Source organism: Pseudomonas sp. 273 (genome assembly GCF_029201425.1).
GTDB lineage: Bacteria > Pseudomonadota > Gammaproteobacteria > Pseudomonadales > Pseudomonadaceae > Pseudomonas > Pseudomonas delhiensis.
The window spans coordinates 6,847,915-6,874,681 of record NZ_CP116775.1; the positions used below are offsets into that span (position 1 = coordinate 6,847,915).

Consider the following 26,767-nt stretch of genomic DNA (forward strand, 5'->3'; position numbering starts at 1 on the left):
CGGCAGCTGCCGGGCCTTGTCGTTTGCGGCCCGGTTGCCCGGGAGCGGTTATGCTGGTTTTTTCCAAGCGATGAGGACAAGCCCATGAGCACTGCCAATTCCGCCCTGATCATCGGCGCCTCCCGCGGCCTCGGCCTGGGCCTGGTGAACCAGCTGCTGGCGCGCGGCTGGGAGGTCACCGCCACCGTGCGCGACGCCGCCAATGCCGGCGTGCTGGACAGCCTGCCGGTGCGCGTCGAGTCCCTGGTGCTGGACGATGCGGCCTCCCAGGACCGCCTCGCCGAAGCACTCGCCGGGCAGCGCTTCGCCCTGGTGTACATCAACGCCGGCATCTACGGCCCGCCGCACCAGTCGGCGCTGGATGCCAGCCTGGTCGAGGTCGGCGAGCTGTTCATGGTCAACGCCGTGGCCCCCGTGCGCCTGGCCGAGCGCCTGCTGCCACGGCTGGATGCGCAACGCGGCGTGCTGGCCTTCATGACCTCCGAGCTGGGCAGCGTGGCCGGCAACGAATCCGGCGGCATGGCGCTGTACCGGGCGAGCAAGGCGGCGCTGAACTCGCTGACCCGCAGCTTCGTCGCCGGCCTGGGCGAAACCGGCCTGACCGTGCTCGACCTGCACCCCGGCTGGGTACGCACCGACATGGGCGGCGAGGCCGCGCCGCTGGACGTGGAAACCAGCGCCGCCGGGCTGATCGACCAGGTCGAGGCCTACGCCGGGCGCGGCGGCCAGTACTACCTGGACTACCAGGGGACGACGATCGACTGGTGACGGACGCCGGCGGCGGCGTTAACATGCACCGGCGCCTGACCTGCGGGTCAGGTGCACCTGGATCAGCAGACAGGGTGAACACTGAGCTGGCTTCCCGAACAACCGGGAGCCGGCTCGCCTCGGGCGGCGGCTCCGCAACCCGGAGGATTCACCCATGTCATCCCCCCGCCTGTGGCTGCGCAACCCCCTCGCCATCTTCACCGCCAACGGCCTCGACGCCCGTGGCGGCCTGGTCGTGCAGGACGGTCGCATCCTCGAACTGGTCGCCGCCGGCCAGCAACCCTCGCAGCCCTGCGAGCAGGTGTTCGACGCCAGCCAGCACGTGCTGCTGCCGGGCCTGATCAACACCCACCACCACTTCTACCAGACCCTCACCCGCGCCTGGGCGCCGGTGGTCAACCAGCCGCTGTTCCCCTGGCTGAAGACGCTCTACCCGGTGTGGGCGCGGCTGACCCCCGACCAACTGGCGCTGGCCACCAAGGTGGCCCTGGCCGAGCTGCTGCTGTCCGGCTGCACCACCGCCGCCGACCACCACTACCTGTTCCCCGACGGCCTGGAGCAGGCCATCGACGTGCAGGCCGGGGTGGTCGCCGAGCTGGGCATGCGCGCCATGCTCACCCGCGGTTCCATGAGCCTGGGCGAGGCCGATGGCGGTTTGCCGCCGCAGCAGACGGTGCAGCGCGCCGAAGACATCCTCGACGACAGCGAGCGGCTGATCCGCGACTACCACCAGCGTGGCGACGGCGCCCAGGTGCAGATCGCCCTGGCGCCCTGCTCGCCGTTCTCGGTGACCCCGGAAATCATGCGCGCCAGCGCCGACCTGGCCGAACGCCACGACGTGCGCTTGCACACCCACCTGGCCGAGACCCTCGACGAGGAAGACTTCTGCCTGCAGCGCTTCGGCCAGCGCACCGTGGACTACCTGGACAGCGTCGGCTGGCTCGGCCCGCGCACCTGGCTGGCCCACGGCATCCACTTCAACGACGAGGAAATCGCCCGCCTGGGCCAGGCCGGCACCGGCATCTGCCACTGCCCCAGCTCGAACATGCGCCTGGCCTCGGGCATCTGCCCCACCGTGGCCCTGGAAGCGGCCGGCGCGCCGGTGGGCATCGGCGTGGACGGCTCGGCCTCCAACGACGCCTCCAACATGATCCTCGAAGCCCGCCAGGCCCTGTACATCCAGCGCCTGCGCTACGGCGCCGAAGCCATCACCCCGGAACGCGCCCTGGGCTGGGCCACCAGGGGCTCGGCGAAACTGCTGGGCCGCAGCGACATCGGTGAGCTGGCGCCGGGCAAGCAGGCGGACCTGGCGCTGTTCAAGCTGGATGAGCTGCGGTTCTCCGGGAGCCATGATCCGTTGTCGGCTCTGCTGCTGTGTGGGGCGGACAGGGCGGACAGGGTGATGGTCGGGGGGAGTTGGCGGGTTGTGGACGGCGAGGTGGAGGGGCTGGACCTCAAGGGGCTGATCGCCGCGCATACGCAGGCGGCGCGCAAGCTGATCGGCTGACGTCGGACTGCTTTTCGTAGGAGCGAGCTTGCTCGCGAACCAAGTCTCCCGGCGGCTCTGGCGTGCTGGGTTGACTCCGCCCCTCTCCCCAGCCCTCTCCCTGAAGGGAGAGGGGGCTTGTCCGTGCCGAGAGAAGGAATGGTTTTATCCGGAAACCATCGAGGCTGCCGGCTGACTTCAGAACATCCCGTTCTGCCCAACGGTCCCCTCTCCCTTCAGGGAGAGGGAGCGGTATATCAGCCCGCGCCGAAATCGCGAGTAGGGCCGAACCTCAGACCCTCATCCACTCCACCAACCGCCCCAGCATCCCATCGCAAGCCGCCAGCTGCGCCACGCTCACGAACTCATCCGGCTTGTGCCCCTGGTCCATGCTCCCCGGCCCGCAGACCACGGTGGGAATGCCGGCCTGGTCGAACAGCCCGCCCTCGGTGCCGTAGGCGACCGTGGAGAACTCGTCGGAGCCGCTCAGCCGCGCCAGCAACTGCGCCGCCTCGCTGTGCGGGGCGGTGGCCAGCGCCGGGTAGGCCGACAGCTCGCTGAAGCGGATGTCCGCCTCCTGCTTCACCGCGCGCATCTTCGGCAGCAGCTCGGTCTCGGCGTAGTCGCGCAGTTGCTCGGCGACCTGCTGCGGGTCGTCGCTGGGCAGGGCACGCACCTCGAAGTCGAACTGGCATTCGGCCGGGACTATGTTCAGCGCGCGGCCGCCGTTGATCACGCCGGTCTGCACGGTGGAGTAGGGTGGGTCGAAGCGCGGGTCGTGGCGCTCCGGCGCCGCCAGGCGGGTGCCGATCTCGCCCAGGCGGTTGATCAGCTTCGCCGCGTATTCGATGGCGTTCACCCCCTGCGGGGCGTAGGCCGAGTGGCAGGCCGCGCCGTGCACCTGGCAGCGCATGGCCAGCTTGCCCTTGTGGCCGAGCACCGGCTTGAGCTCGGTGGGCTCGCCGATGATGCAGGCGATGGGCTTGTGCTCGCGGCGCGCAAGGTCCGCCAGCAACGAGCGCACGCCTAGGCAGCCGACCTCCTCGTCGTAGGAGAAGGCCAGGTGCAGCGGCAGGCGCAGGGGCTGGGCGAGGAAGGCCGGCACGGCGGCCAGCACGCAGGCGATGTAGCCCTTCATGTCGGCGGTGCCGCGGCCGTACAGGCGGCCGTCCTTCTCGGTCAGCTCGAAGGGCGGGACGGTCCAGGGCTGGCCGTCCACCGGCACCACGTCGGTGTGCCCGGACAGGCACACGCCGCCGCGGTCGCGTGGGCCGAGGGTGGCGTACAGGTTGGCCTTGCCGCCGGCTTCGTCGAAGAACAGCTCGCTCTCCACGCCCAGGTCGCCCAGGTAATCCTGGACGTACTTGATGAGCGCCAGGTTGGAATGGCGGCTGACGGTGTCGAAGGCGACCAGCCTGGCGAGGATGTCACGGCTGCTGGGCATGTTCTGCTCCTGCTTTTCAAATTACAGGGGATGTCACTCGTCGCCGGGCACGCCGTAGCTCGGCGCCTTGGTCGGGTCCAGCGCGCGGGTGATGTAGTCCTGCATCTGCGGCTTGTAGGCTACCCAGAGCTTCTCCAGCGCGTCGATGGGCGCCTCGTCGGCCCAGTCCACGCGCAGGTCGACCACCGGCCAGACCAGGTCGCCCACTACCTTCAGCGCCGCCGAGTGCACTGGCCCGGCTTCGCCGCCGGCGGCCATGGCCGCCTGCATCGCCGCCAGCAGGCGCTCGGCCAGGCAGCCGTCGGCCGCCTCGAAGGCCTTGGTCATGGCTTCGATCACCGCGGTGGACGACAGCAGGTTGCCCGCCGCCACGCAGTTCTCGCCGGCCACTGCGTGGTTCACGCCCAGCGCCTCGCTGCCGGTGAACAGTGCCACCTGGCCGTGCTGGTCGATGACCGTGACCTGGCGGTACTGGCCGTAGCCGTTGCTGGACAGCGCCTGGTCCAGCGCCGCGGCGGGCGCCAGGCCCGCCTCCAGGCGGTCGAGGATCTGCGGGCCGAGGGCCGGCAGGGTGACGTTCTGGGTGGCCACCGCGCCGACGCCGGCGCGTACCCAGGGGCAGCGCGCGCCGACGGCGATGCTCGAGGAGCTGATGGCGATGCCCAGCTGGCCGGTCTCGGCGCAGCGGCCGACGATGGAGAAGGTCATGGGCCGCTCCTTATTGGTTCCAGTCGTCCGGGATCACCGCGATCACGTCGATCTCCATCAGCCACTGCGGCTGGCCCAGGGCCGAGACCACCAGGCCGGTGGAGATCGGGAACACGCCCTTGAGCCACTTGCCGACCTCCTGGTAGACCGGCTCGCGGTAGCGCGGGTCGATGAGGTAGGTGGTGGTCTTGACGATGTGCGACAGGTCGCTGCCGGCTTCTTCCAGCAGCTGCTTGACGTTCTTCATCGCCTGCTCGGCCTGGGCGCGGGGGTCGCCCAGGCCCACCAGGTTGCCCTCGAAATCGGTACCGACCTGGCCGCGCACGTACACGGTGTTGCCGGCGCGCACGGCCTGGCAGAGGTCGTTGTCCAGGGACTGGTTCGGGTAGGTGTCCTTGGTGTTGAACATGCGGATGCGGGTGTGGGTAGGCATCACTTACTCCCAGGAAGCGGCTTTTTTGGCTTGCGATTCAACGGAGGCCTCGCGCTGCGAGGCGTCCTGGTATTCGACGTACTTGCGTTGCGTGGCGATGTGGCCGGCGACGTGCTTGGCGTCGTGCCACACGCCCCAGATGAACGAGGAGCCACGGCGCGACAGCCACGGCAGGCCGACGAAGTACACGCCCGGCTCGCGGGACACGCCGCGCTGGTGCTTGGGCTTGCCCTTCTCGTCGAAGGCGTCCACCTGCAGCCAGTCGAAGTTAACGGCGTAGCCGGTGGCCCAGATGATCGAGGTGATGCCGGCGGCGGCCAGGTCCAGCTCGAGGATCGGGTTGCGGACGCACTCGGCGTCCGGGAAGACCCTGCGGGCTTCCGGCTCTTCCGGCAGGTCCAGGCCATTGCGCTCGATGTAGGCGTCGGCGGCGTCCAGCAGGTCGAGGTAGTTCCGGTCGCCGGCCTCCAGGTTCTTCACCAGGTCGTCCTGGAAGCTCACCTTGCCGCCTTCGAAGGCCTTGGTCAGGCCGACCAGGGTGATGCCCTCGTTGGCCAGGCGGCGGAAGTCGATGGTCTCGCCGCCACGGGCGCCGCTCACGGCGATGGTCACGTGCTCGCGGCCCGGCTGCACTTCCTCGGCGTCCCACAGGCCGAGCACGCCCAGCCACCAGACGAAGTCGCGGTTGCGGTAGCTGCGCGGCGGACGGTCATGGGCGCCCACCGAGAGGAACACGCGCTTGCCGGCGCGGTTCAGCTCGTCGGCGATCTGCACGCCGGAGGAGCCTGCGCCCACTACCAGCACAGCGCCTTCGGGCAGCTGCTGCGGGTTGAAGTAGTGGGCCGAGTGGATCTGCTGGATGCGTTCGTCCTTCGGCGCGATGGCCGGGATCACCGGGCGCTGGAACGGGCCGGTGGCGGAGACGATGCGCAGGGCCTGGAGGGTGCCCTCGGAGGTCTCCACGGTGAAGCCGGGGCGGCCCTGGTTGCGGGTCACCTTCTTCACTTCCACGCCGGTGCGGATGGGCGCGTCGAACTGCTTGGCGTAGGCGACGAAGTAGTCCGCCACCTGCTCCTTGTGCGGGAACTCGTCCGGGCCGACCGAAAACTCCATGTTCGGGAAGCGGTCGTGCCAGGCCGGGCCGTTGGCCACCAGCGAATCCCAGCGGCCGGTGCGCCAGGCTTCGGCGATGCGGCTCTTCTCCAGCACGATGTGCGGCACGCCCTGGGCGGTCAGGTGCTCGCTCATGGCCACGCCGGCCTGGCCGGCGCCCACCACGAGGGTATCGGTTTCAATGCCATCGAGCGTCTTGCCGGCGGGCTTGCCGAAGGTGGTCTGATTCAGGTCGGCCATGGGTGATTCCTCGGACTCTGATCGTTGTTGTTCTGCGGTCACGGCTGTCCACCGCGTGTTGGCCGCATTCTGTTCAGCGCCGGGGATTAGCGAAATTATGATTTTTGTAGTCGCAGGCTAGGGAAAAACTGTGGGCCCGCAAGCCACGGGCCGCGCGGGGGTGGCGGGGAGGGGGTATAGGTTTTTGCGTGGCAGGGAAGATAAAACGGATGGGGTGTAGGGCGAATGGCCGTTCGTGGTTATGTGCCGTTGGCGGTGCCGCCGGGACGTTCGGCGCGGTCGGTGAGTCCAATCGCGGACGGAGTCCGCTCCTACGTCCGTGCTTCCCTGGAACTGTAATTGGAGCGGACTTTGTCCGCGATTCGTGCGCATTGTGGCTCAGGGAGCCTGGTGATTGCGCTTCATGCCGGACGGTCCCCTCTCCCGCTTGCGGGGGAGGGTTAGGGAGGGGGCGGAGTACAGGTTTGGCAGAGGTGTGTGGGCGAAATTTCCTACCGACTCTCCGCCACCGCCTCCAGGAACCGCTCCAGCACCAGGTTCGGCCGCCGCCCCTTGCGCGTCACCACCGTCAGCGGGATGTCGTAGTGGAAGCGTTCCGGGCGCAGCGCGCGCATGCGGCCCTGGGCCACCCAGTCGGCGGCGTAGTGGTCGGGCAGGTAGCCGATGTAGCTGCCGGTGAGGATCAGGAAGGCCATGCCCTCGCGGTCCGAGGCGTTGGCGCTGGCGGTCAGTTCCTGGTGGCGCTCCTGGGCCTCGGCGGGGATGCGGTAGCTGGGCGCCACCGCGGCGCAGGCGTGGATTTCCGCCACCGTGATGCCCGCGTCCTCGCGTTCGAACAGCGGGTGCTCGCGGCTGCAGAACAGCAGCGACCGCTCGTCGTACAGCGGCGAGTACTCCAGCCCCGACAGCGGGCTGATGAGCGGCACCACGCCGACGTGCAGGCGGCCGTCCAGCACGCCCAGCTCGATTTCGTTGGGCGTGGTCATGCCGATGTTGATGCGCACCCCCGGCCCGCTCGCCTTGAGCGCGCGCAGGGCGTGGGTGATGCGCATCTGCGGCAGGGTCACCAGGTTGTTGATGATGCCGATGTTGAGTTCGCCGCGCAGGTGCTGGTGCAGCTCGTTGACCTCGGCGCGGAAGCCCTCCAGCGCCGCCAGCAGCGACTGGGTGGCGCGGTACACCTCGCGGCCCTCGTCGGTCAGCGCGAAGCCGGCCCGGCCACGCTGGCACAGGCGCATGCCCAGGCGTTTCTCCAGGTCGCCCATGTGCAGGCTGATGGCCGAGCGGCTGATGCCCAGGGTGCTTTCCGCGGCGGAAAAGCTGCCGCACTCGACTATGGTCTTGAAGATGCGCAGCAGGCGGATTTCGAAGTCGCTGACCTGGCCCAGGGACGGGCTGCGGGATTTTGCCATTTTAGTTTTACCGAACCGAAACTGAACGTGAGAAGAATAGGCTTTAACTCACGTTTAGTCAGGCCCAATCTTGAGCCATCGCAGCAGGCGTGACGCGGCCTGCGCGCCCAACAAGACAGTCGTCGAGGACGAACTCCATGAACCAGCAAGTGAACGTAGCGCCGTCGGCCGCCGCCGACCTGAACCTGAAGGCCCACTGGATGCCCTTCAGCGCCAACCGCAACTTCCACAAGGACCCGCGCATCATCGTCGCCGCCGAAGGCAGCTACCTGGTGGACGACAAGGGCCGTCGCATCTACGACAGCCTGTCCGGCCTGTGGACCTGCGGCGCCGGTCACTCGCGCAAGGAAATCGCCGACGCGGTGGCCAGGCAGCTGACCACCCTCGACTACTCCCCGGGCTTCCAGTACGGCCACCCGCTGTCCTTCCAGCTGGCCGAGAAGATCGCCAACCTCACCCCCGGCAACCTCAACCACGTGTTCTTCACAGGCTCGGGTTCCGAGTGCGCCGACACCTCGATCAAGATGGCCCGCGCCTACTGGCGCATCAAGGGCCAGGCGCAGAAGACCAAGCTGATCGGCCGCGCCCGTGGCTACCACGGCGTGAACGTCGCCGGCACCGCCCTGGGCGGCATCGGCGGCAACCGCAAGATGTTCGGCCCGCTGATGGACGTCGACCACCTGCCGCACACCCTGCAGCCGGGCATGGCCTTCACCAGGGGCGCGGCCGAGACCGGCGGCGTCGAGCTGGCCAACGAGTTGCTGAAGCTGATCGAACTGCACGACGCCTCCAACATCGCCGCCGTGATCGTCGAGCCGATGTCCGGTTCCGCCGGCGTGATCGTGCCGCCGAAGGGTTACCTGCAGCGCCTGCGCGAAATCTGCGACGCCAACAACATCCTGCTGATCTTCGACGAAGTCATCACCGCCTTCGGCCGCATGGGCAAGGCCACCGGCGCCGAATACTTCGGCGTGACCCCGGACATCATGAACGTCGCCAAGCAGGTCACCAACGGCGCCGTGCCCATGGGCGCGGTCATCGCCAGCAGCGAGATCTACGACACCTTCATGGGCCAGAACCTGCCGGAATACGCGGTGGAATTCGGCCACGGCTACACCTACTCCGCCCACCCGGTCGCCTGCGCCGCCGGCATCGCCGCGCTGGACCTGCTGCAGAAGGAAAACCTGATCCAGCAGTCCGCCGAGCTGGCGCCGCACTTCGAGAAGGCCCTGCACGGCATCAAGGGCGCGAAGAACGTCATCGACATCCGCAACTGCGGCCTGGCTGGCGCCATCCAGATCGCCGCCCGCGACGGCGACGCCATCGTGCGCCCGTTCGAAGCCAGCATGAAGCTGTGGAAGGAAGGCTTCTACGTGCGCTTCGGCGGCGACACCCTGCAGTTCGGGCCGACCTTCAACGCCAAGCCCGAAGACCTCGACCGCCTGTTCGATGCGGTCGGCGAAGCCCTGAACGGGGTGGCGTAAGTGAGCGAGCGTCCCAAGGCCGTCCCGACGGTGCAGATCGACAACGACAAGGTCCTGGTCACCGAGTGGCGCTTCGCCCCCGGCGCCGAGACCGGCTGGCACCGCCACGGCATGGAGTACGTGGTGGTCCCGGTGACCGGCGGCGAGCTGCTGCTGGAAACCCCCGAGGGCGAGCGGCGCGCGCCGCTGGTCCTGGGCCAGAGCTACACCCGCCAGATCGGCACCGAGCACAACGTGATCAACCCCTGCGACCACGAAGTGGCCTTCATCGAGATCGAGCTCAAGCAACACTGAGCACGCGGGCCCGCGCGTAGGCGCCGCTGGGAGACTCGCCTTAGAGTGCAGTCCCCGGCGGACTCCGCGGCCCACCCAACACGCCGAACAAACCTCCCTCTCCCTTCAGGGAGAGGGCTGGGGAGAGGGGCGCTTCAAGCGCCTGCCCCCACCTACTTAGCGAGAAGAGACAAGACGATGACCACCATCAAGCACCTGATCGGCGGCGAGCTGATCGCCGACACCGGCCGCACCGCCGACGTCTACAACCCGTCCACCGGTGAAGCCGTGCGCAAGGTCCCGCTGGCCGACCGCGAAACCATGCAGCAGGCCATCGACGCCGCCAAGGCCGCCTTCCCGGCCTGGCGCAACACCCCGCCGGCCAAGCGCGCCCAGGTGCTGTTCCGCTTCAAGCAACTGCTCGAAGCCAACGAAGAGCGCATCGTCAAACTGATCAGCGAAGAACACGGCAAGACCCTCGAGGACGCCGCCGGTGAGCTGAAGCGCGGCATCGAGAACGTCGAATACGCCACCGCCGCCCCGGAAATCCTCAAGGGCGAGTACAGCCGCAACGTCGGCCCGAACATCGACGCCTGGAGCGACTTCCAGCCCATCGGCGTGGTCGCCGGCATCACCCCGTTCAACTTCCCGGCCATGGTGCCGCTGTGGATGTACCCGCTGGCCATCGCCTGCGGCAACACCTTCATCCTCAAGCCGTCCGAGCGCGACCCCAGCTCCACCCTGCTGATCGCCGAACTGTTCCAGGAAGCCGGCCTGCCGAAAGGCGTGCTGAACGTGGTGCACGGCGACAAGGGCGCGGTGGACGCGCTGATCGAGGCCCCGGAAGTCAAGGCCCTGAGCTTCGTCGGCTCGACCCCGATCGCCGAGTACATCTATTCCGAAGGCACCAAGCGCGGCAAGCGCGTGCAGGCCCTGGGCGGCGCCAAGAACCACGCCGTGCTGATGCCCGACGCCGACCTGGACAACGCCGTCAGCGCGCTGATGGGCGCCGCCTACGGCTCCTGCGGCGAGCGCTGCATGGCCATCTCCGTGGCCGTGTGCGTGGGCGACCAGATCGCCGACGCCCTGGTGCAGAAGATCGTCCCGCAGGTCAAGGGCCTGAAGATCGGCGCCGGCACTTCCTGCGGCCTGGACATGGGCCCGCTGGTCACCGGCGCGGCGCGCGACAAGGTCACCGGCTACATCGACAGCGGCGTAGAGCAGGGCGCCGAACTGGTGGTGGACGGCCGCGGCTACAAGGTCGCCGGCCATGAGAACGGCTTCTTCCTCGGCGGCACCCTGTTCGACCGCGTGACCCCGGAAATGACCATCTACAAGGAAGAAATCTTCGGCCCGGTCCTGTGCATCGTCCGCGTGAACAGCCTGGAAGAAGCCATGCAGCTGATCAACGACCACGAATACGGCAACGGCACCTGCATCTTCACCCGCGACGGCGAAGCCGCCCGCCTGTTCTGCGACGAGATCGAAGTGGGCATGGTCGGCGTCAACGTCCCGCTGCCGGTCCCGGTGGCCTACCACAGCTTCGGCGGCTGGAAACGCTCGCTGTTCGGCGACCTCCACGCCTACGGCCCGGACGGCGTGCGCTTCTACACCAAGCGCAAGGCCATCACCCAGCGCTGGCCGCAGCGCAAGAGCCACGAGGCGGCGCAGTTCGCTTTCCCCAGCAATAGCTGAGGTGGTGTGAAGTAAGGGAAAGGCCGGTCATTTGACCGGCCTTTTTCGTTTTGCCAGGCATGAAGCGATACCCATCAATCGGTGAATAGCCACGCCCTTGGGCTGGAATACGGCGATATTTCCGATGTACGTGTAGGAGCGAGCTTGCTCGCGAACAGCTCTGAGCCAGTGCACACAATCCTCACGCTCATGCGGATTTAATTGAACATCCGTCGTTAGGGTCTAGAATCCTCGCAATCGTGAGGATTTAATTGTTTTTTGTGCTGGTCGGCACGAAATCCTCACTGTCATGAGGATTATTCATGAAAGTCGATATCGACTCACCTGCCACCCTCGGCCTGCTGGTACGCGCCAGCCGCAAGGCCATGAACCTGCGCCAGGACGATGCCGCCGGCAGCATCGGTGTGAGCGAGAACTTCCTTGGCAAGGTCGAGCGCGGTGCCGAACGCGTGCAGTGGGGCAAGCTGTTCCAGGTCCTGCAGGAGTTGGGTCTGCAAGTCTCCATCGAGGTGCCGGAGGAGTACGCGGAGCCGACCCGGCAACAGCTGCAACGGCTTGTCTACAAGGCTGAAGGCGGCAAGGAGGACTGATGGTTCGGCAACTGGATGCCTGGATCAACCAGACCCGCGTCGGCAGCCTTGAGGAGAACAACGGCGCCTGGGCGTTCGCCTATTCCCGCGAGTGGCTGGATGCGCCCGAGGCCTATCCGTTGTGTCCGGGGCTGCCGCTTCGCAGCGAGCCCCATGTGGATGGCGCAAGCCAGCGTCCGGTGCAGTGGTACTTCGACAATCTGCTGCCGGAGGAGGGGCAGCGACGCCTGTTGGCGGGAGCGGCGCGCTTGGCGGAGGCGGATGCTTTCGGCTTGCTGGAGCACTTCGGCGCCGAGTCGGCAGGTTCGCTCACCTTGCTGCCACCGGAGCAACTGCCGGCGCCCGGCGAACTACGCGCATTGCCCGATACGGAGCTATCCCGGCGCATCGAGCAGATGCCCCAGGTGCCGCTGGCCGAACGCGCGGCCAAGCGCATGTCGCTGGCGGGAGCACAGCACAAGGTGGCCGTCGTATTCGATGGCAGCGACTTGTTCGAACCCATCGGCAGCACCCCTTCGACGCATATCCTCAAGCCCGACCACCCGGACCCGGCATGGGCTCATTCGGTGATCAACGAGTGGTTCGTGATGACCTTGGCCGCGCGTGTCGGGCTGGAGGTACCCGCTGTGCATCGGCGCTATGTGCCGCAGCCGGTGTACCTGGTGCAGCGTTTCGACCGCTGCCAGGTCGGGGGCGACTGGGAGCGCCTGCATTGCATCGATGCCTGCCAGTTGCTCGGCCTGGACCGTGCCTTCAAGTACAACCAGGGCAGCATCGAGCGCCTGCGCGAGATCGCCAGCGATAGCCGGCCTTCGGTGAGGGCGCGCCTGAGCCTGTTCCGCTGGCTGGTGTTCAATGTGCTGGTGGGCAACGAGGATGCGCACCTGAAGAACCTGAGCCTGCTGGTCACGCGCCGGGGTTTCAACCTTGCACCGTTCTACGATCTGCTCTGCACGGCCGTATACGGGACTCGGGCATTCGGGCAGGAGCGTTGGCCGCAGCAGGCTGCTATGGCCTGGCCGATTCTGGGTACCGAGCGTCTACAGGAGATCGATGGGGCGCTGCTGGTGGCAGCCGGCGAGGCCATGGGCATCAAGCCGGCTACGGCGCGTGAGCATGTGGCTAGGCTCACCAGGGCGGTACGGGAGCAGGCGCAGGCGCTGCTTGCGGAGGTCGAGCAGGAGAATCTGGCGTTATCGGCCGTTCGGCCGGAATTGCGTGCCACGCTGGCTGGCGAGGTTCGACTGCTGCGGGCGTTGGTGGCCATCGTTATTGGTGAGATGGCTACGCGGCTGGGTGGTTGAAGGCGGTTCGCGAGCAAGCTCGCTCCTACGAAGAGCGAACAGCGGCGGGGATCAGCGGAACTCGGTATCGATCTGCGTCAGGATGCCTTCGCGGAAGCGCAGTACCCGCGTGGCGCCGTTCTGTGGAGGGTAGGTCCAGACTTCGAAGGTTGGGCCGCCGGGGATGAACTTGCCGTCCGGGCCACGCCGGGGTGGGAGTGGGCCTATCACCTCGCGTTTCGTCGGCGCGCCGCATTTCTCCAGCACCGCGTCCATCTTGTCGCCTTCGTTGATCAGCTGGGTGCCGCAGCGCAGCGTCGAGGCCTGGGCGCTAGCGCACAGGGCCAGGCCTAGCAGCAGGGCGGCGAAGAGGCTGCGGGATAGGGCGGTCATGGCTTTCCTCCTGGATGACCGCCCCAGCATACCGGCTCGCTCTATCCCGTGCCTTTGACGCGGCTCACTTGCGCACGTTGCGCGCGTACAGGTCCTTGCCGCCGCTGTTGCTGCCGCCGCGGGCCTGCAGTTCGAAGCGCTTGGGGTGGCCCTTGATCAGGTCGCTGAGTTTCTTGAAGCCGTACAGCCGCGGGTCGAAGGCCGGGCGCAGCTTGCTGATGTTCTGGCCGAGGGCACCCAGCTGCACCCAGTCTTCCTCGTCGGCGATGTCGTCGAGCACCTTGGCGATGAAGTCCAGCGGCACCCGCTGGGGCTTGGGCTTGGCGACTGGCGCCTTGGGTTCCTGGGGCTGGCCGGTTTCCGCCGGTTCCGCCGGGGTCACCGGGTCGGCGCGGAGGATTTCGGTGTAGATGAATTTGTCGCAGGCGCGCACGAAGGGGTCCGGCGTCTTGCTTTCGCCGAAGCCGTAGACCATCAGGCCTTCCTCGCGCAGGCGGGCGGCCAGGCGGGTGAAGTCGCTGTCGCTGGAGACCAGGCAGAAGCCGTCGAAGCGGCGGGTGTAGAGCAGGTCCATGGCGTCGATGATCAGCGCACTGTCGGTGGCGTTCTTGCCCTTGGTGTAGGCGAACTGCTGGATCGGCTGGATGGAGTGGTCGAGCAGCACCTGCTTCCACTTGCCCAGCTGCGGCTGGGTCCAGTCGCCGTAGATGCGCTTGACGCTGGCCACGCCGTACTTGGCGATCTCCTCGAACAGGCCCTCGACGATGGCGGCGGGGGCGTTGTCGGCGTCGATCAGTACGGCCAGGTGCGTCTGCTGGCGGTTGGGGGTGGTCTTGGTCGCCATGGGTACTCCGGTCTGAAGGCTTGCAACGACCTTAGACCGGTAGCGCGCCGGGCACCAGCGCTAGCCGTTGAGACGGCGGCTGTCGAGAGCGTCGCGGGCCTCGTAGGCGGTGTAGGTGGCCTGGGCGGCGAGCAGGCCGGCCAGGCCGAAGGCGCGCGTCAGGCCGAAGCGGGCGAAGCCGGCCGGCACCGCCCTGGCGCCGCTGATGGCGTCGGCTAGCACTTCGCCGGCCACGGTGGTCGGCGCCATGCCGTGGCCGCCGAAGCCGATGGCGTGCCAGATGCCGGCCGGGTCCTGGCCGATCTGCGCCATCTGGTGGCGGCCGTAGCTCATCAGGCCGCCCCAGGAGTACTCGACCTTCACGTCTTCCAGCTGTGGATAAACCAGCGTCAGGTCGCGCCTGAGCAGGGCGGCGATGGCAGCCGGGCCGCGGTCGAGAATGGAGATGCGCCCGCCCCAGAGGATGCGGGTGTCGGCCAGCGGGCGGTAGTAGTCGAAGGCGAAGCGGGTGTCGTAGACCGCGGCCTGGCTGGCGATGGCGTCCTTCAGGCGCTCGCCCAGGGGCTCGGTGGCGATGACGTAGGTGGCGATGGGCAGCACCGCGCGCTCGATGGGGCGGTACACGCCGCGGGCGTAGCCGCCACCGCAGAACACCACCTGTTCGGCGTGCACTTCGCCGCCGGCGGTGCGCACCACGAAGCGCCCGTCGCGTTTTTCGATGCCCAGGGCCGGCGAGTCTTCGTGGATGCGCACGCCCATTCCCGCAGCGGTGCGGGCCACGCCGCGCACGTATTTCAACGGGTGGAAGTGGAAGGCGTTGCGTTCCAGCAGGCCGCCGAAGTAGCGCTCGGTCTTGAGCTGTTCCCTGAGCGCACTGGCGGAGATCGGCTCCCAGTCCACGCCGTAGGCTTCCTTCATCAGGCGCCGCGGGGTTTCCAGGCGGGCCGGGTCGTTGAACCAGTTGGCCAGGATCACGCCTTCGTCCAGCAGGTCGCAGTCGATGTCGTAGCGGCGCGCGCGCTGGCGGATCAGGTCCACCGCTTCGAGGGTCAGGTGGTAGAGCCGGCGGGCTTCCTCGGCGCCGAGGGTGGCGAGCAGGTCGGCGTTGCCCAGGCTGTAGCCGCCGAAGACGAAGCCGCCGTTGCGTCCCGAGGCGCCGTGGCCGACGTAGTGCGATTCCAGCAGCGCCACGTCGGTGATGCCGCGTTCGGCCAGGCCCAGGGCGGTGTTGAGCCCGGCCAGGCCGCCGCCGAGGATGCACACGCGGGTGTCTAGGCGGCCCGTTTGCGCGGGGAAGGCCGGTTTCTCGGAGGTGGCTTCGTAGTAGGTCTGGGTGAAGCTGGGCATGGCGGACTCGTCCCTTGAGTTGTTGAACGAGTGTTTAGCCGTTGGGGCGGGGAGGGCAATTGAAAAATCTTCGGGTTGGGATTCCTTGGGGGACTGGAGCTTGGGGGAGAGCGCCCTCTCCCCAACCCTCTCCCTGAAGGGAGAGGGGGCTTGTTCGTGCCGAGATGAGCATAGCTTTAGCCGGAAACTACAGAGCTGCCGGCTGACTCTGAAATATCCAAGCGCTCCGAACGGTCCCCTCTCCCTTCAGGGAGAGGGCTAGGGAGAGGGAGCGGGGTCGAACCATCGCTCCGTGGCCTACCCGAGCGCACTCAATACTCAATCACCACATCCCCCTTCGGCACGCTGCAGCACGACAGGATGTAGCCCTCGGCCACGTCCTCGTCGGTGATGCCGCCGTTGTGTTCCATGTCCACCTCGCCGGAGCGCTTCATCACCTTGCAGGTGCCGCAGATGCCCATGCCGCAGGCCTTGGGGATGTGCAGGCCGAGCTTGGCGGCGGCGGCGTGGACGGTTTCGCCGGGGGCCACGCGGATGCTCTTGCCGGTTTCGCAGAACTCCACGTTGTGCAGGTCGGCGGCGGGGATTTCCGGGGCCTCGGCGGCTTCGGCGGCCAGTTCCTTCACTTCCTCGCGGACTTCCGGCGGGGTCGGGCCGAAGGCTTCCTCGTGGTAGCGCGACATGTCGTAGCCTTCGGCTTCGAGCAGGCGCTTGATCGCGTGCATGTAGGGCGTGGGGCCGCAGCAGAACACCTCGCGTTCGAGGAAATCCGGCGCTATCAGCTGCAGCATGGCCTTGTTCAGGAAACCGCGGTAACCGGCCCAGGCCTCGCCCATCTCGTACTTCTCGCAGATCAGGTGGACCTTGAAGTTGGCGATGCGCGAGGCCATGTGGTCCAGCTCGCGGTGGTAGATGATGTCCTTGGGCGTGCGCGCGCTGTGCACGAAGACCATGTCCACCGCGCCGTTGGTGTCGAAGAACCAGCGCGCCATGGACATCACCGGGGTGATGCCGACGCCGCCGGAGAGGAACAGCGCCTTGTCGGTGGGGAAGTCGATGGCGTTGAAGTTGCCCACCGGGCCGTGCACCGGGACCTGGTCGCCTTCCTTGAGGTTGTCGTGCAGCCAGTTGGAGACCTTGCCGCCGGGCACCCGCTTGATGGTGATGGAGAAGCTGTAGGGCACCGAGGGCGAGCTGGAGATGGTGTAGGAACGCATGATCGGCTGGCCGTCGATCTCCAGCTCCAGGGTGACGAACTGCCCGGGCTTGAAGAAGAACATGATCGGCTGGTCGGCCATGAAGCAGAAGGTGCGTACGTCCCAGGTCTCCTGGATGGCCTTGACACAGCGCACCAGGTGGCGGCCGTTGGTCCAGGTCTGGGTGTTCACCGGATTGAGGAAGTTGCTGGTCGACATGATGTCTCTCCGCGCACGCAGGCCGTTTCCCGGCCGAATGGGGCAGCGCCGGGCGGGGACGCTCGCCCCGGCCTTTTCGGCATGCCTGATGGGGCCGATTGTGCGCACGCGCCGTGCCCCCATTTACCTGCCAGCGACATTTGCATGCTTATCGCGACCTGCCGCCTGGGGCGCGGGCTACCGCGTCGGAAACGGATGCGGTCGTGTCGCCCATGGATAAGGCACCCGCAAGGCCCGGACGCACACTGCCTTCCAGCCGAGACGAAGGTAATCCAGTAGAGCGTCTGACCTTCATGCCCGCCGCCGCGGGCCCCGTCCATCGGCAGGGCGGGATTGCGGAGCCACCGCAGTGCCGAAGGCCGTGAAAGCCACCTTGCGTAGCGTAGAACCGTTATCAGCCACCCAATTTCGCCACCGCCGCCTCCCGGCGGGGCATGAGGACCAACCGATGGACGTCACCACCACCCTGAGTCTGGGCGATCCGCTGGAACAGGCCCGCAAGGCCACCGCCGAAATGCTGCGTACCCGTGACCATTCCTTCTCCCTGCCGCAGCCGTTCTACAACGACGAGCGCCTGTTCAAGCTCGACATGCAGGAGATCTTCCAGAAGGAATGGCTGATCGCCGGCATGACCTGCGAGATCCCCGCCAAGGGCAACTTCCTCACCGTGCAGATTGGCGACAACCCGGTCATCGTGCTGCGCGGCGCCGAAGGCAAGATCCACGCCTTCCACAACGTCTGCCGCCACCGCGGCTCGCGACTGTGCGTGAGCGACAAGGGCAAGGTGGCCAAGCTGGTCTGCCCCTACCACCAGTGGACCTACGAGCTGGACGGCCGCCTGCTGTTCGCCGGCACCGAGATGGGCGCCGACTTCGACATGAAGGACTACAGCCTCAAGCCCGTGAACGTGAAGACCGCCGGCGGCTACATCTTCATCTCCCTGGCCGAGAACCCGCCGGCCATCGACGACTTCCTGCGTACGCTCGAGCACTACATGGAGCCGTACGACATGGAGAACACCAAGGTCGCCGTGCAGACCACCATCAGGGAAGCGGCCAACTGGAAGCTGGTGATCGAGAACAACCGCGAGTGCTACCACTGCAACGGCTCGCACCCGGAGCTGCTGAAGACCCTGCTGGAGTGGGATGACGTCACCGACCCGCGTGCCAGCCAGGCGTTCAAGGACCAGGTGGCGGCCTGTACCAAGGCCTGGGACGAGGAGAAGATCCCCTATGCCCACGCCAGCTTCGGCCTGCGCAACCGCATCGTGCGCATGCCGCTGCTCGACGGCACCGTGTCCATGACCATGGACGGCAAGCCGGGCAGCAAGAAGCTGATGGGCCGCATCAAGAACCCCGACCTGGGCTCGATGCGCATCCTCCACCTGCCGCACTCCTGGAACCACTGCATGGGCGACCACCTGATCGTCTTCACCGTGTGGCCGATCAGCGCGCAGGAAACCGTCGTCACCACCAAGTGGCTGGTGCACAAGGATGCGGTGGAAGGCGTGGACTACGACGTGCAGCGCCTGCGCGAGGTGTGGGACGCCACCAACGACCAGGACCGCCGCCTGGCCGAGGAGAACCAGCGCGGGATCAACTCCACCGCCTACCAGCCGGGCCCGTATTCCAAGACCTACGAGTTCGGCGTGATCAACTTCCTCGACTGGTACAGCGAGCGCATGCTCAACAACCTCGGCGAAGAGTCCGCCCACGCGCGGCTGGTCGCCCACGAGTAAGCCGTTCGTCCACCTGGCGCCCCCTTCCCGGGGGCGCCTGCATTTCGGAGGGGATAGCGTGGATAGCCTGCTGTTCTATGGCAGCTCGGTGGTCGTCGGCTTGCTGATGGTGTGGAACCTGGTGGCTTGTTGGCGGAATCGTTGAGGGTTCGGCTGCTTTTCGTAGGAGCGAGCTTGCTCGCGAACAGAGTTTCCAGGCGGCTCTGGTGTGTTGGGTTGACTCCGCTCCCTCTCCCCAGCCCTCTCCCTGAAGGGAGAGGGGGCTTGTCCGTGCCGAGATGAGCATGGCTTTAGCCGGAAACTGCAGAGCTGCCGGCTGACTCTGAAATATCCGAGCACTCCGAACGGTCCCCTCTCCCTTCAGGGAGAGGGTTAGGGAGAGGGTGCTCTTTCATCCTGCGCCAATTCCTTCCGGCAACCCCCATTCGCGAGCAAGCTCGCTCCCACGAAAAGCCATCCCCGCTCATTCCCCCAGGCTCTCTAAACCGCTGCCCTCATACCCATATGCCCGTCCGCGACGCCTTCGGTGTCGCGCATGTCGCCGCCTTGACGCTTTCGGTACGACCCTGGTCGTTTTCGAATCGGGCCGCCCCGTCACCCGGGGATATGCTGCCCCCAAAGCGCCGGCACAAGTCCCGGCGCGCCAAGCCTGACAAGCCTTGCCTGATATAGAGAGACGCCAGATGAGCCCAGCCGAACTTCACGCCGACAGCATCGTCATCGATGGCCTGATCATCGCCAAGTGGAACCGCGAACTCTTCGAGGACATGCGCAAGGGCGGGCTGACCGCCGCCAACTGCACCGTGTCCGTGTGGGAAGGCTTCCAGGCCACGGTGAACAACATAGTCGCCAGCAACAAGCTGATCCGCGACAACAGCGACCTGGTCATCCCGGTCCGCAGCACCGCCGACATCCGCCGCGCCAAGGAGCTGGGCAAGACCGGCATCCTCTACGGCTTCCAGAACGCCCACGCGTTCGAGGACCAGATCGGCTACGTCGAGGTGTTCAAGCAGCTGGGCGTGGGCATCGTGCAGATGTGCTACAACACCCAGAACCTGGTCGGCACCGGCTGCTACGAGCGTGACGGCGGGCTCTCCGGCTTCGGCCGCGAGATCGTCGCGGAGATGAACCGCGTCGGCGTCATGTGCGACCTGTCCCACGTCGGCAGCAAGACTTCCGAGGAAGTCATCCTCGAATCCAAAAAGCCGGTCTGCTACTCCCACTGCCTGCCTTCCGGGCTGAAAGAGCACCCGCGCAACAAGTCCGACGAGGAACTGAAGTTCATCGCCGACCACGGCGGCTTCGTCGGCGTGACCATGTTCACGCCGTTCCTGGCCAAGGGCGTGGACGCGACCATCGACGACTACGCCGAGGCCATCGAGTACGTGATGAACATCGTCGGCGAGGACGCCATCGGCATCGGCACCGACTTCACCCAGGGCCATGGCCAGGACTTCTTCGAGTATCTCACCCACGACAAGGGCTATGCCCGTCGCCTGACGCGCTTCGGCACCATCATCAACCCGCTGGGCATCCGCACCGTGGGCGAGTTCCCCAACCTCACCGAGACCCTCCTCAAGCGCGGCATGCCCGAGCGCGTGGTGCGCAAGGTCATGGGCGAGAACTGGGTGCGCGTCCTGGCGGACGTCTGGGGCGAGTAAGCCCTGGCGGAGTGCCCGCGCACCCGGTGCCGGGCCTCCAGACCTCTTCGTAGGATGGGTGGAGCGCAGCGATACCCATCATGCCGGCCACGCCGGCCACGTTAATCAACCGCATTCCGAGAACCGAGCCATGGCCAAACACGCCCCCGAACTGCCCATCGAAGTCGACAGCGAAACCGGTGTCTGGACCACCGACGCCCTGCCGATGCTCTACGTGCCGCGGCACTTCTTCGTCAACAACCACATGGGCATCGAGGAGGAGCTGGGCGCCGAGCGCTATGCCGAAATCCTCTACAAGGCCGGCTACAAGTCCGCCTGGCACTGGTGCGAGAAGGAAGCCGAATGCCATGGCATCGAAGGCGTGGCGGTGTTCGAGCACTACATGAAGCGCCTGTCCCAGCGTGGCTGGGGCCTGTTCCAGATCGAGCAGATCGACCTCGACAAGGGCACCGCCCAGGTGCGCCTGAAGCACTCCGCCTTCGTATACGTGTACGGCAAGGTCAACCGCAAGGTCGACTACATGTTCACCGGCTGGTTCGCCGGCGCCATGGACCAGATTCTCCAGGCCCGCGGCAGCAGCATCCGCACCGTGGCCGAGCAGGTCTACAGCGGCTCGGAAGAAGGCCACGACGACGGCCTGTTCATCGTCAAGCCGCTCTGACCCGGCTCGCACCCACAACAAGAACCTCTGATTCCGTGAGGATGCCGCAATGGCTTTCGAGGCAATGTTCCAGCCGATCCAGATCGGCAAGCTGACCATCCGCAACCGCGTGCTCTCCACCGCCCACGCCGAGGTCTACGCCACCGACGGCGGCATGACCACCGAGCGCTACGTGAAGTACTACGAGGAGAAGGCCAAGGGCGGCATCGGCCTGGCCATCTGCGGCGGTTCCTCGGTGGTGGCCATCGACAGCCCGCAGGAATGGTGGAGCTCGGTGAACCTGTCCACCGACCGCATCATCCCGCACTTCCAGAACCTGGCCGACGCCATGCACAAGCATGGGGCCAAGATCATGATCCAGATTACCCACATGGGCCGCCGCTCGCGCTGGGACGGCTTCAACTGGCCGACCCTGATGTCGCCCTCGGGCATCCGCGAACCGGTGCACCGCGCCACCTGCAAGACCATCGAGCCGGAAGAGATCTGGCGGGTGATCGGCAACTACGCGCAGGCTGCCCGTCGCGCCAAGGAAGGTGGCCTGGACGGCGTCGAGCTGTCCGCCGTGCACCAGCACATGATCGACCAGTTCTGGAGCCCGCGGGTCAACAAGCGTACCGACGAATGGGGCGGCACCTTCGAGGGCCGCATGAAGTTCGGCCTGGAAGTGCTCAAGGCGGTGCGCAAGGAAGTCGGCGACGACTTCTGCGTGGGCATGCGCATCTGCGGCGACGAGTTCCACCCCGACGGCCTGTCCCACGAGGACATGAAGCAGATCGCCAAGTACTACAGCGACACCGGCATGCTCGACTTCATCGGCGTGGTCGGCTCCGGCTGCGACACCCACAACACCCTGGCCAACGTCATCCCCAACATGACCTACCCGCCGGAGCCCTTCCTGCACCTGGCGGCGGGCATCAAGGAAGTGGTCAACGTGCCGGTGCTGCACGCACAGAACATCAAGGACCCGAACCAGGCCACGCGCATCCTCGAGGGCGGCTACGTGGACATGGTCGGCATGACCCGCGCGCACATCGCCGACCCGCACCTGATCGCCAAGATCAAGATGGGCCAGGTGGACCAGATCAAGCAGTGCGTCGGCGCCAACTACTGCATCGACCGCCAGTACCAGGGCCTGGACGTACTGTGTATCCAGAACGCCGCCACCAGCCGTGAATACATGGGCGTACCGCACATCATCGAGAAGACCACCGGCGTGAAGCGCAAGGTGGTGGTGGTCGGCGGCGGCCCGGCCGGCATGGAGGCCGCGCGGGTGGCGGCCGAGCGCGGCCACGACGTGACCCTGTTCGAGAAGAAGGACCAGCTCGGCGGGCAGATCACCACCGCCTCCAAGGCGCCGCAGCGCGACCAGATCGCCGGCATCACCCGCTGGTACCAGCTGGAGCTGGCGCGCCTGGGCATCGACCTGCGTCTGGGCACCGGCGCCGATGCCGACACCATCATGGACCTGCGCCCGGACATCGTGGTGCTGGCCAACGGCGGCCACCCGTTCCTCGAACAGAACGAGCACTGGGGCGCCGCCGAGGGCCTGGTGGTGAGCAGCTGGGACATCCTCGATGGCAAGGTCGCCCCCGGCAAGAACGTGCTGGTCTACGACACCATCTGCGAGTTCAGCGGCATGTCGGTGGCCGACTTCCTCGCCGACAAGGGCGCGCTGGTGGAGATCGTCACCGACGACATCAAGCCCGGCGTGGCCATCGGTGGCACCACCTTCCCCACCTACTACCGCAGCATGTACCCCAAGGAAGTGATCATGACCGGCGACCTGATGCTGGAGAAGGTCTACCGCGAGGGCGACAAGCTGGTGGCCGTGCTGGAGAACGAATACACCGGCGCGAAAGAGGAGCGGGTGGTCGACCAGGTGGTGGTGGAGAACGGCGTGCGGCCGGACGAGAGCCTGTACTACGCGCTCAAGCAGGGCTCGCGCAACAAGGGCCAGATCGACGTCGAGGCGCTGTTCGCGATCAAGCCGCAACCGTGCCTTTCCGAGCCCGGCGACGGCTACCTGCTATTCCGCATCGGCGACTGCGTGGCCCAGCGCAACACCCACGCGGCGATCTACGACGCGCTGCGGCTGTGCAAGGACTTCTAAGAGCAGCGCCAAGCTGCAAGCTGTAGGCCGCAAGCAAGAGCCGGAGCGGGATCTGGCTCTTGCTTGCAGCTTGAGGCTTGTCGCTTGCAGCTGCGGCCAAGGTGGTTATCCATGTTGAGCACACTGCTTCCCATCCTACTTTTCTCCGCTCTGGCACTGGCCGCATTCGGCGCCGTGAAGCGCTTCGCCATGTGGCGCCGCGGGCGGCCGTCGAAGGTCGACTGGCTCGGCGGCCTGCTGGCCGTGCCGCGCCGCTACCTGGTGGATTTGCACCATGTGGTCGAGCGCGACAAGTACATGTCCAAGACCCACGTGGCCACCGCCGGCGGCTTCGTCCTGGCGGCGCTGTTGGCGATCGTCGTGCATGGCTTTGGTTTGCACAGCCGCATCCTCGGCTTCGCCCTGCTGGCGGCCACGGCGTTGATGTTCGGCGGCGCGCTGTTCGTCGCCAAGCGCCGTCTCGACCCGCCTTCGCGGCTGTCGAAGGGCCCGTGGATGCGCCTGCCGAAGAGCCTGCTGATGTTCTCCGCAAGCTTCTTCATCGCCACGTTGCCGGTGGCCGGCATTCTTCCGGAAGGTTTCGGCGGCTGGTTCCTGGCGGCCATCCTCGCCATCGGCGTGGCCTGGGGCGTATCCGAGCTGTTCTTCGGCATGACCTGGGGCGGGCCGATGAAGCACGCCTTCGCCGGCGCCCTGCACCTGGCCTGGCACCGTCGCGCCGAACGCTTCGGCGGCGGCCGCTCCACCGGCCTCAAGGCCCTGGACCTGAGCGACCCCATGGCCCCGCTGGGCGTGGAAAAGCCCACCGACTTCACCTGGAACCAGCTGCTGGGCTTCGACGCCTGCGTGCAGTGCGGCAAGTGCGAGGCCATGTGCCCGGCCTTCGCCGCCGGCCAGCCGCTGAACCCGAAGAAGCTGATCCAGGACATGGTCATCGGCCTGGCCGGCGGCAACGACGCCAAGTTCGCCGGCTCGCCTTATCCCGGCAAGCCCCTGGGTGAGCACAGCGGCGGCCCGCACCTGCCCATCGTCTCGCTGGAAGGCAAGGCCCTGGTCGACGCCGAGACGCTGTGGTCCTGCACCACCTGCCGCGCCTGCGTCGAGGAATGCCCGATGATGATCGAGCACGTCGACGCCATCGTCGACATGCGCCGCCACCTCACCCTGGAGAAGGGCGCCACCCCGAACAAGGGCGCCGAGGTGCTGGAGAACCTGATCGCCACCGACAACCCCGGCGGCTTCGCCCCCGGCGGCCGGCTGAACTGGGCGGCCGACCTGAACCTGCCGCTGATGAGCGAGCAGAAGCAGGCCGAGGTGCTGTTCTGGGTCGGCGACGGCGCCTTCGACATGCGCAACCAGCGCACCCTGCGGGCCTTCGTGAAGATTCTGAAGGCAGCCAGGGTGGACTTCGCCGTGCTCGGCCTGGAAGAACGCGACAGCGGCGACGTGGCCCGCCGCCTGGGCGACGAGGCGACCTTCCAGAGCCTGGCCAGGCGCAACATCGCCACCCTGGCGCAGTACCGTTTCAAGCGCATCGTCAGCTGCGACCCGCACAGCTTCCACGTGCTGAAGAACGAATACGGCGCCCTGGGCGGCAGCTACGAAGTGCTGCACCACACCACCTTCATCGACGAACTGGTGAAGGCCGGCGCGCTGCAACTGGGCCAGAGCAAGGCCGACAGCGTCACCTACCACGACCCCTGCTACCTGGGCCGCTACAACGGCGAGTACGAAGCACCACGCAATGTGCTCAAGGCCATCGGCATCGAGGTGAAGGAGATGCAACGCTCCGGCTTCCGCTCGCGTTGCTGCGGCGGCGGCGGCGGCGCGCCCATCACCGACATCCCCGGCAAGCAGCGGATCCCGGACATGCGCATGGTCGACATCAAGGAGACCGGCGCCGAGCTGGTGGCCGTGGGCTGCCCGCAGTGCACCGCGATGCTCGAAGGCGTGGTCGCCCCGCGCCCGGAGATCAAGGACATCGCCGAGCTGGTGGCGGAGGTGCTGGTCGAGAGCGCGGAGGCGCCGGCAAAAAAGCCGGCGCGGCGTGAAGAAGTGGCGGGGGTGCATTGATGAGAACGGTGTTCCTCACTTTGGGTCCTGTGCTGACTGTGAGTCCGCAGGCCCTCTCCCTAACCCTGGCTGCGCGCCCCGCTCCGAAGGGAGAGGGGACCGTCTCTGCCACGGCGGACGTCGGCTTTAGCTGGTTTGCCCGCTGCACTGGACTGACCACATGCACCGTTTCTTACAGGGCAGCACGAATAGCTCCCTCTCCCTTCAGGGAGAGGGCGGGGGGAGAGGGTAGCCCGAGCGTCAATGCCAACCCGTTCGCGAGCAAGCTCGCTCCTACGAAGAGCATATTCGCCCTGGAGGCCCAAGCATGAGCGACATCATCCGCCGCGACCCGCGCGCCGAGTGGATCGCCCGCAACCGCCTGCACCCGCTGCACCAGGCCATGCAGGCCGCCCAGGGCGGCGAGGTGCGCTGGATGGGCCCCAATGGCCTGGTCCGCAAGAACCCCCATGCCGTCGGCTTCATCGGCCCCAGCGGCATCAGGCGCATCGACCGCTCCGGCGGCCAGCAGGGCACCGTCGGCAAGCGCTCCAGCGCGCCGGAAGTGGTGCAGCTGCCGCTGCAGGTCATCGAGCAGCCGGCCTTCTACATCGCCGTGGTGCCGGACATGGTCGGCGGCCGCCTGAGCAGCCACGACCGCGACCTGCTGGGCCTGGCCCGCAAGCTCGCCGGCGACGCCGGCGCGGTACTGGCCATCGTCTTCGGCGAGCACAAGGAAAGCGCCTTCGACACCGCCGGCGTCGACCGCCTGTTGCAGGTCGAAGGCGACGAATACGAAGGCTACGCCCCGGAACAGCGGGTGCTGGCGCTGCGCGCCGTGGACGGCCAGTTCGTCCCGCGCCACTGGCTGCTGCCCGACAGCCGCAGCGGTGGCGGCGAGCTGGGCCGGCGCCTGGCCGCCAGCCTCGGCGAGCGCCCGGCCACCCGCGTCTGGCAGGCCGAGGGCGAGCACTGCATTGGCCGCGCCGGCGCCGGCCAGCAGGACCTGCAGCGGCCGCTGGCGCGGCTGATCCTGGCCGCCGCCGAGTGCGCCGAGCCGGTCAGCGAGACGCGCCACGAGGCCCGCCCGGTCGGCCTGGACGGCGGCGTGGCGCGTAACCTGCCGCGCATCGAGGACCTCGGCCCGGTGGCCGTGGACCCGGCGCAGATTCCCATGGCCGAGGCCGAGTTCATCCTTTCCGGCGGCAACGGCGTGCAGGACTGGGACCTGTTCCACCGTGCCGCCGCTGCCCTGGGCGCCACCGAGGGCGCCTCGCGGGTGGCGGTGGACGACGGCCACATGCCGCGCAACCGCCAGGTCGGCGCCACCGGCACCTGGGTCACCGCGCGGGTCTACCTGGCGGTGGGCATCTCCGGCGCCATCCAGCACCTGCAGGGCATCGGCGCCTGCGACAAGGTGGTGGCGGTGAACATGGACGCCGGCTGCGACATGATCAAGCGCGCCGACCTCTCGGTGATTGGCGATTCCACGGCGATCCTCCAGGCGCTGATCCGCCTGGTCGAGGAGTATCGGCAGGGAGGGGCGCGGGATGCGGCTTGAAAGCAGCGGCAAGCTTCAAGCTGCAAGCTTCAAGCAAGAGCGCAGCACGGTGCTAG

22 protein-coding genes are annotated in these 26,767 nt (G+C 67.1%); 13 read left to right on the top strand and 9 right to left on the bottom strand.

The features are described 5' to 3' along the window. Positions 1 to 84 precede the first annotated feature (84 nt). Complete coding sequence (locus PKO50_RS31325; protein WP_275628182.1) at positions 85 to 768, top strand: SDR family oxidoreductase; 684 nt, start codon at positions 85 to 87, stop codon at positions 766 to 768. Between the two features lie 154 nt (positions 769 to 922). After that, positions 923 to 2,275 (top strand): 8-oxoguanine deaminase, encoded by a 1,353-nt coding sequence (locus PKO50_RS31330; protein WP_275628183.1) that lies wholly within the window; start codon positions 923 to 925, stop codon positions 2,273 to 2,275. 271 nt (positions 2,276 to 2,546) lie between these two features. Here PKO50_RS31330 and argE read toward each other — a convergent pair whose 3' ends face one another. From argE to PKO50_RS31355, 5 genes are all read right to left on the bottom strand, one after another. Then, positions 2,547 to 3,698, bottom strand: coding sequence for an acetylornithine deacetylase (gene argE, locus PKO50_RS31335; RefSeq protein ID WP_275628184.1), 1,152 nt, complete (start codon positions 3,696 to 3,698; stop codon positions 2,547 to 2,549). Positions 3,699 to 3,731: 33 nt separating this feature from the next. Next, positions 3,732 to 4,406 carry a DUF1028 domain-containing protein gene (locus tag PKO50_RS31340; protein ID WP_109937188.1) on the bottom strand — a complete coding sequence of 225 codons (675 nt, stop codon included), beginning with the start codon at positions 4,404 to 4,406 and terminating at the stop codon, positions 3,732 to 3,734. A 10-nt stretch (positions 4,407 to 4,416) separates the two neighbouring features. Beyond that, positions 4,417 to 4,839, bottom strand: coding sequence for a RidA family protein (locus PKO50_RS31345; RefSeq protein WP_089392506.1), 423 nt, complete (start codon positions 4,837 to 4,839; stop codon positions 4,417 to 4,419). Positions 4,840 to 4,842: 3 nt separating this feature from the next. Further along, positions 4,843 to 6,192, bottom strand: a complete 1,350-nt coding sequence (locus tag PKO50_RS31350) for an NAD(P)/FAD-dependent oxidoreductase (RefSeq protein ID WP_275628185.1) — start codon at positions 6,190 to 6,192, stop codon at positions 4,843 to 4,845. Positions 6,193 to 6,683: 491 nt separating this feature from the next. Further along, positions 6,684 to 7,604, bottom strand: coding sequence for a LysR family transcriptional regulator (locus PKO50_RS31355; RefSeq protein ID WP_089392504.1), 921 nt, complete (start codon positions 7,602 to 7,604; stop codon positions 6,684 to 6,686). Between the two features lie 137 nt (positions 7,605 to 7,741). Here PKO50_RS31355 and PKO50_RS31360 point away from each other — a divergent pair, with 137 nt between their 5' ends. The 5 genes from PKO50_RS31360 (at position 7,742) to PKO50_RS31380 (ending at position 12,950) form a co-directional block, all read left to right on the top strand. Beyond that, positions 7,742 to 9,088, top strand: coding sequence for an aspartate aminotransferase family protein (locus PKO50_RS31360; protein WP_275628186.1), 1,347 nt, complete (start codon positions 7,742 to 7,744; stop codon positions 9,086 to 9,088). Further along, a complete protein-coding gene (locus tag PKO50_RS31365; protein ID WP_009614286.1) occupies positions 9,089 to 9,382 on the top strand; it encodes a cupin domain-containing protein in 294 nt (97 codons plus the stop codon). 177 nt (positions 9,383 to 9,559) lie between these two features. Further along, a complete protein-coding gene (locus tag PKO50_RS31370) occupies positions 9,560 to 11,056 on the top strand; it encodes a CoA-acylating methylmalonate-semialdehyde dehydrogenase (protein ID WP_275628187.1) in 1,497 nt (498 codons plus the stop codon). Positions 11,057 to 11,358: 302 nt separating this feature from the next. After that, positions 11,359 to 11,646 carry a helix-turn-helix domain-containing protein gene (locus tag PKO50_RS31375; protein ID WP_109934363.1) on the top strand — a complete coding sequence of 96 codons (288 nt, stop codon included), beginning with the start codon at positions 11,359 to 11,361 and terminating at the stop codon, positions 11,644 to 11,646. Beyond that, on the top strand, positions 11,646 to 12,950 hold the full coding sequence (locus tag PKO50_RS31380; protein ID WP_275628188.1) for a HipA domain-containing protein: 1,305 nt from the start codon (positions 11,646 to 11,648) through the stop codon (positions 12,948 to 12,950). Before PKO50_RS31375 ends, PKO50_RS31380 begins: the two co-directional genes overlap by 1 nt. A gap of 51 nt (positions 12,951 to 13,001) precedes the next feature. On the opposite strand, the gene PKO50_RS31385 is transcribed toward PKO50_RS31380, so the two are convergent. The 4 genes from PKO50_RS31385 to gbcB all read right to left on the bottom strand — a co-directional run bounded on the left by PKO50_RS31385 (position 13,002) and on the right by gbcB (position 16,928). Then, positions 13,002 to 13,322 carry a DUF2845 domain-containing protein gene (locus PKO50_RS31385; protein WP_275628189.1) on the bottom strand — a complete coding sequence of 107 codons (321 nt, stop codon included), beginning with the start codon at positions 13,320 to 13,322 and terminating at the stop codon, positions 13,002 to 13,004. Between the two features lie 64 nt (positions 13,323 to 13,386). After that, a complete protein-coding gene (locus tag PKO50_RS31390; RefSeq protein ID WP_275628190.1) occupies positions 13,387 to 14,166 on the bottom strand; it encodes an NYN domain-containing protein in 780 nt (259 codons plus the stop codon). A gap of 60 nt (positions 14,167 to 14,226) precedes the next feature. Then, complete coding sequence (locus tag PKO50_RS31395; protein WP_275628191.1) at positions 14,227 to 15,513, bottom strand: FAD-binding oxidoreductase; 1,287 nt, start codon at positions 15,511 to 15,513, stop codon at positions 14,227 to 14,229. A 311-nt stretch (positions 15,514 to 15,824) separates the two neighbouring features. Then, positions 15,825 to 16,928: a glycine-betaine demethylase subunit GbcB gene (gene gbcB / locus PKO50_RS31400; protein ID WP_275628192.1), complete on the bottom strand. Its 1,104-nt coding sequence runs from the start codon at positions 16,926 to 16,928 to the stop codon at positions 15,825 to 15,827. 448 nt (positions 16,929 to 17,376) lie between these two features. On the opposite strand from gbcB, the gene gbcA reads away from it, so the two are divergent. The 6 genes from gbcA to PKO50_RS31430 all read left to right on the top strand — a co-directional run bounded on the left by gbcA (position 17,377) and on the right by PKO50_RS31430 (position 26,711). Further along, a complete protein-coding gene (gene gbcA / locus PKO50_RS31405; protein ID WP_109934357.1) occupies positions 17,377 to 18,666 on the top strand; it encodes a glycine-betaine demethylase subunit GbcA in 1,290 nt (429 codons plus the stop codon). A 683-nt stretch (positions 18,667 to 19,349) separates the two neighbouring features. Then, positions 19,350 to 20,327, top strand: coding sequence for a dipeptidase (locus tag PKO50_RS31410; RefSeq protein WP_109934356.1), 978 nt, complete (start codon positions 19,350 to 19,352; stop codon positions 20,325 to 20,327). 130 nt (positions 20,328 to 20,457) lie between these two features. Then, positions 20,458 to 20,988 carry a DUF5943 domain-containing protein gene (locus PKO50_RS31415; protein WP_043256596.1) on the top strand — a complete coding sequence of 177 codons (531 nt, stop codon included), beginning with the start codon at positions 20,458 to 20,460 and terminating at the stop codon, positions 20,986 to 20,988. Between the two features lie 49 nt (positions 20,989 to 21,037). Continuing rightward, positions 21,038 to 23,098: a dimethylglycine demethylation protein DgcA gene (dgcA, locus tag PKO50_RS31420; protein WP_109934355.1), complete on the top strand. Its 2,061-nt coding sequence runs from the start codon at positions 21,038 to 21,040 to the stop codon at positions 23,096 to 23,098. Between the two features lie 111 nt (positions 23,099 to 23,209). Next, positions 23,210 to 25,171 (top strand): dimethylglycine demethylation protein DgcB, encoded by a 1,962-nt coding sequence (gene dgcB, locus PKO50_RS31425; protein WP_275628193.1) that lies wholly within the window; start codon positions 23,210 to 23,212, stop codon positions 25,169 to 25,171. A 307-nt stretch (positions 25,172 to 25,478) separates the two neighbouring features. Continuing rightward, the gene (locus PKO50_RS31430; protein WP_275628194.1) at positions 25,479 to 26,711 is read left to right on the top strand and encodes an electron transfer flavoprotein subunit alpha/FixB family protein; all 1,233 of its coding nucleotides are present in this window, start codon (positions 25,479 to 25,481) and stop codon (positions 26,709 to 26,711) included. The last annotated feature ends 56 nt before the right edge of the window (positions 26,712 to 26,767 follow it).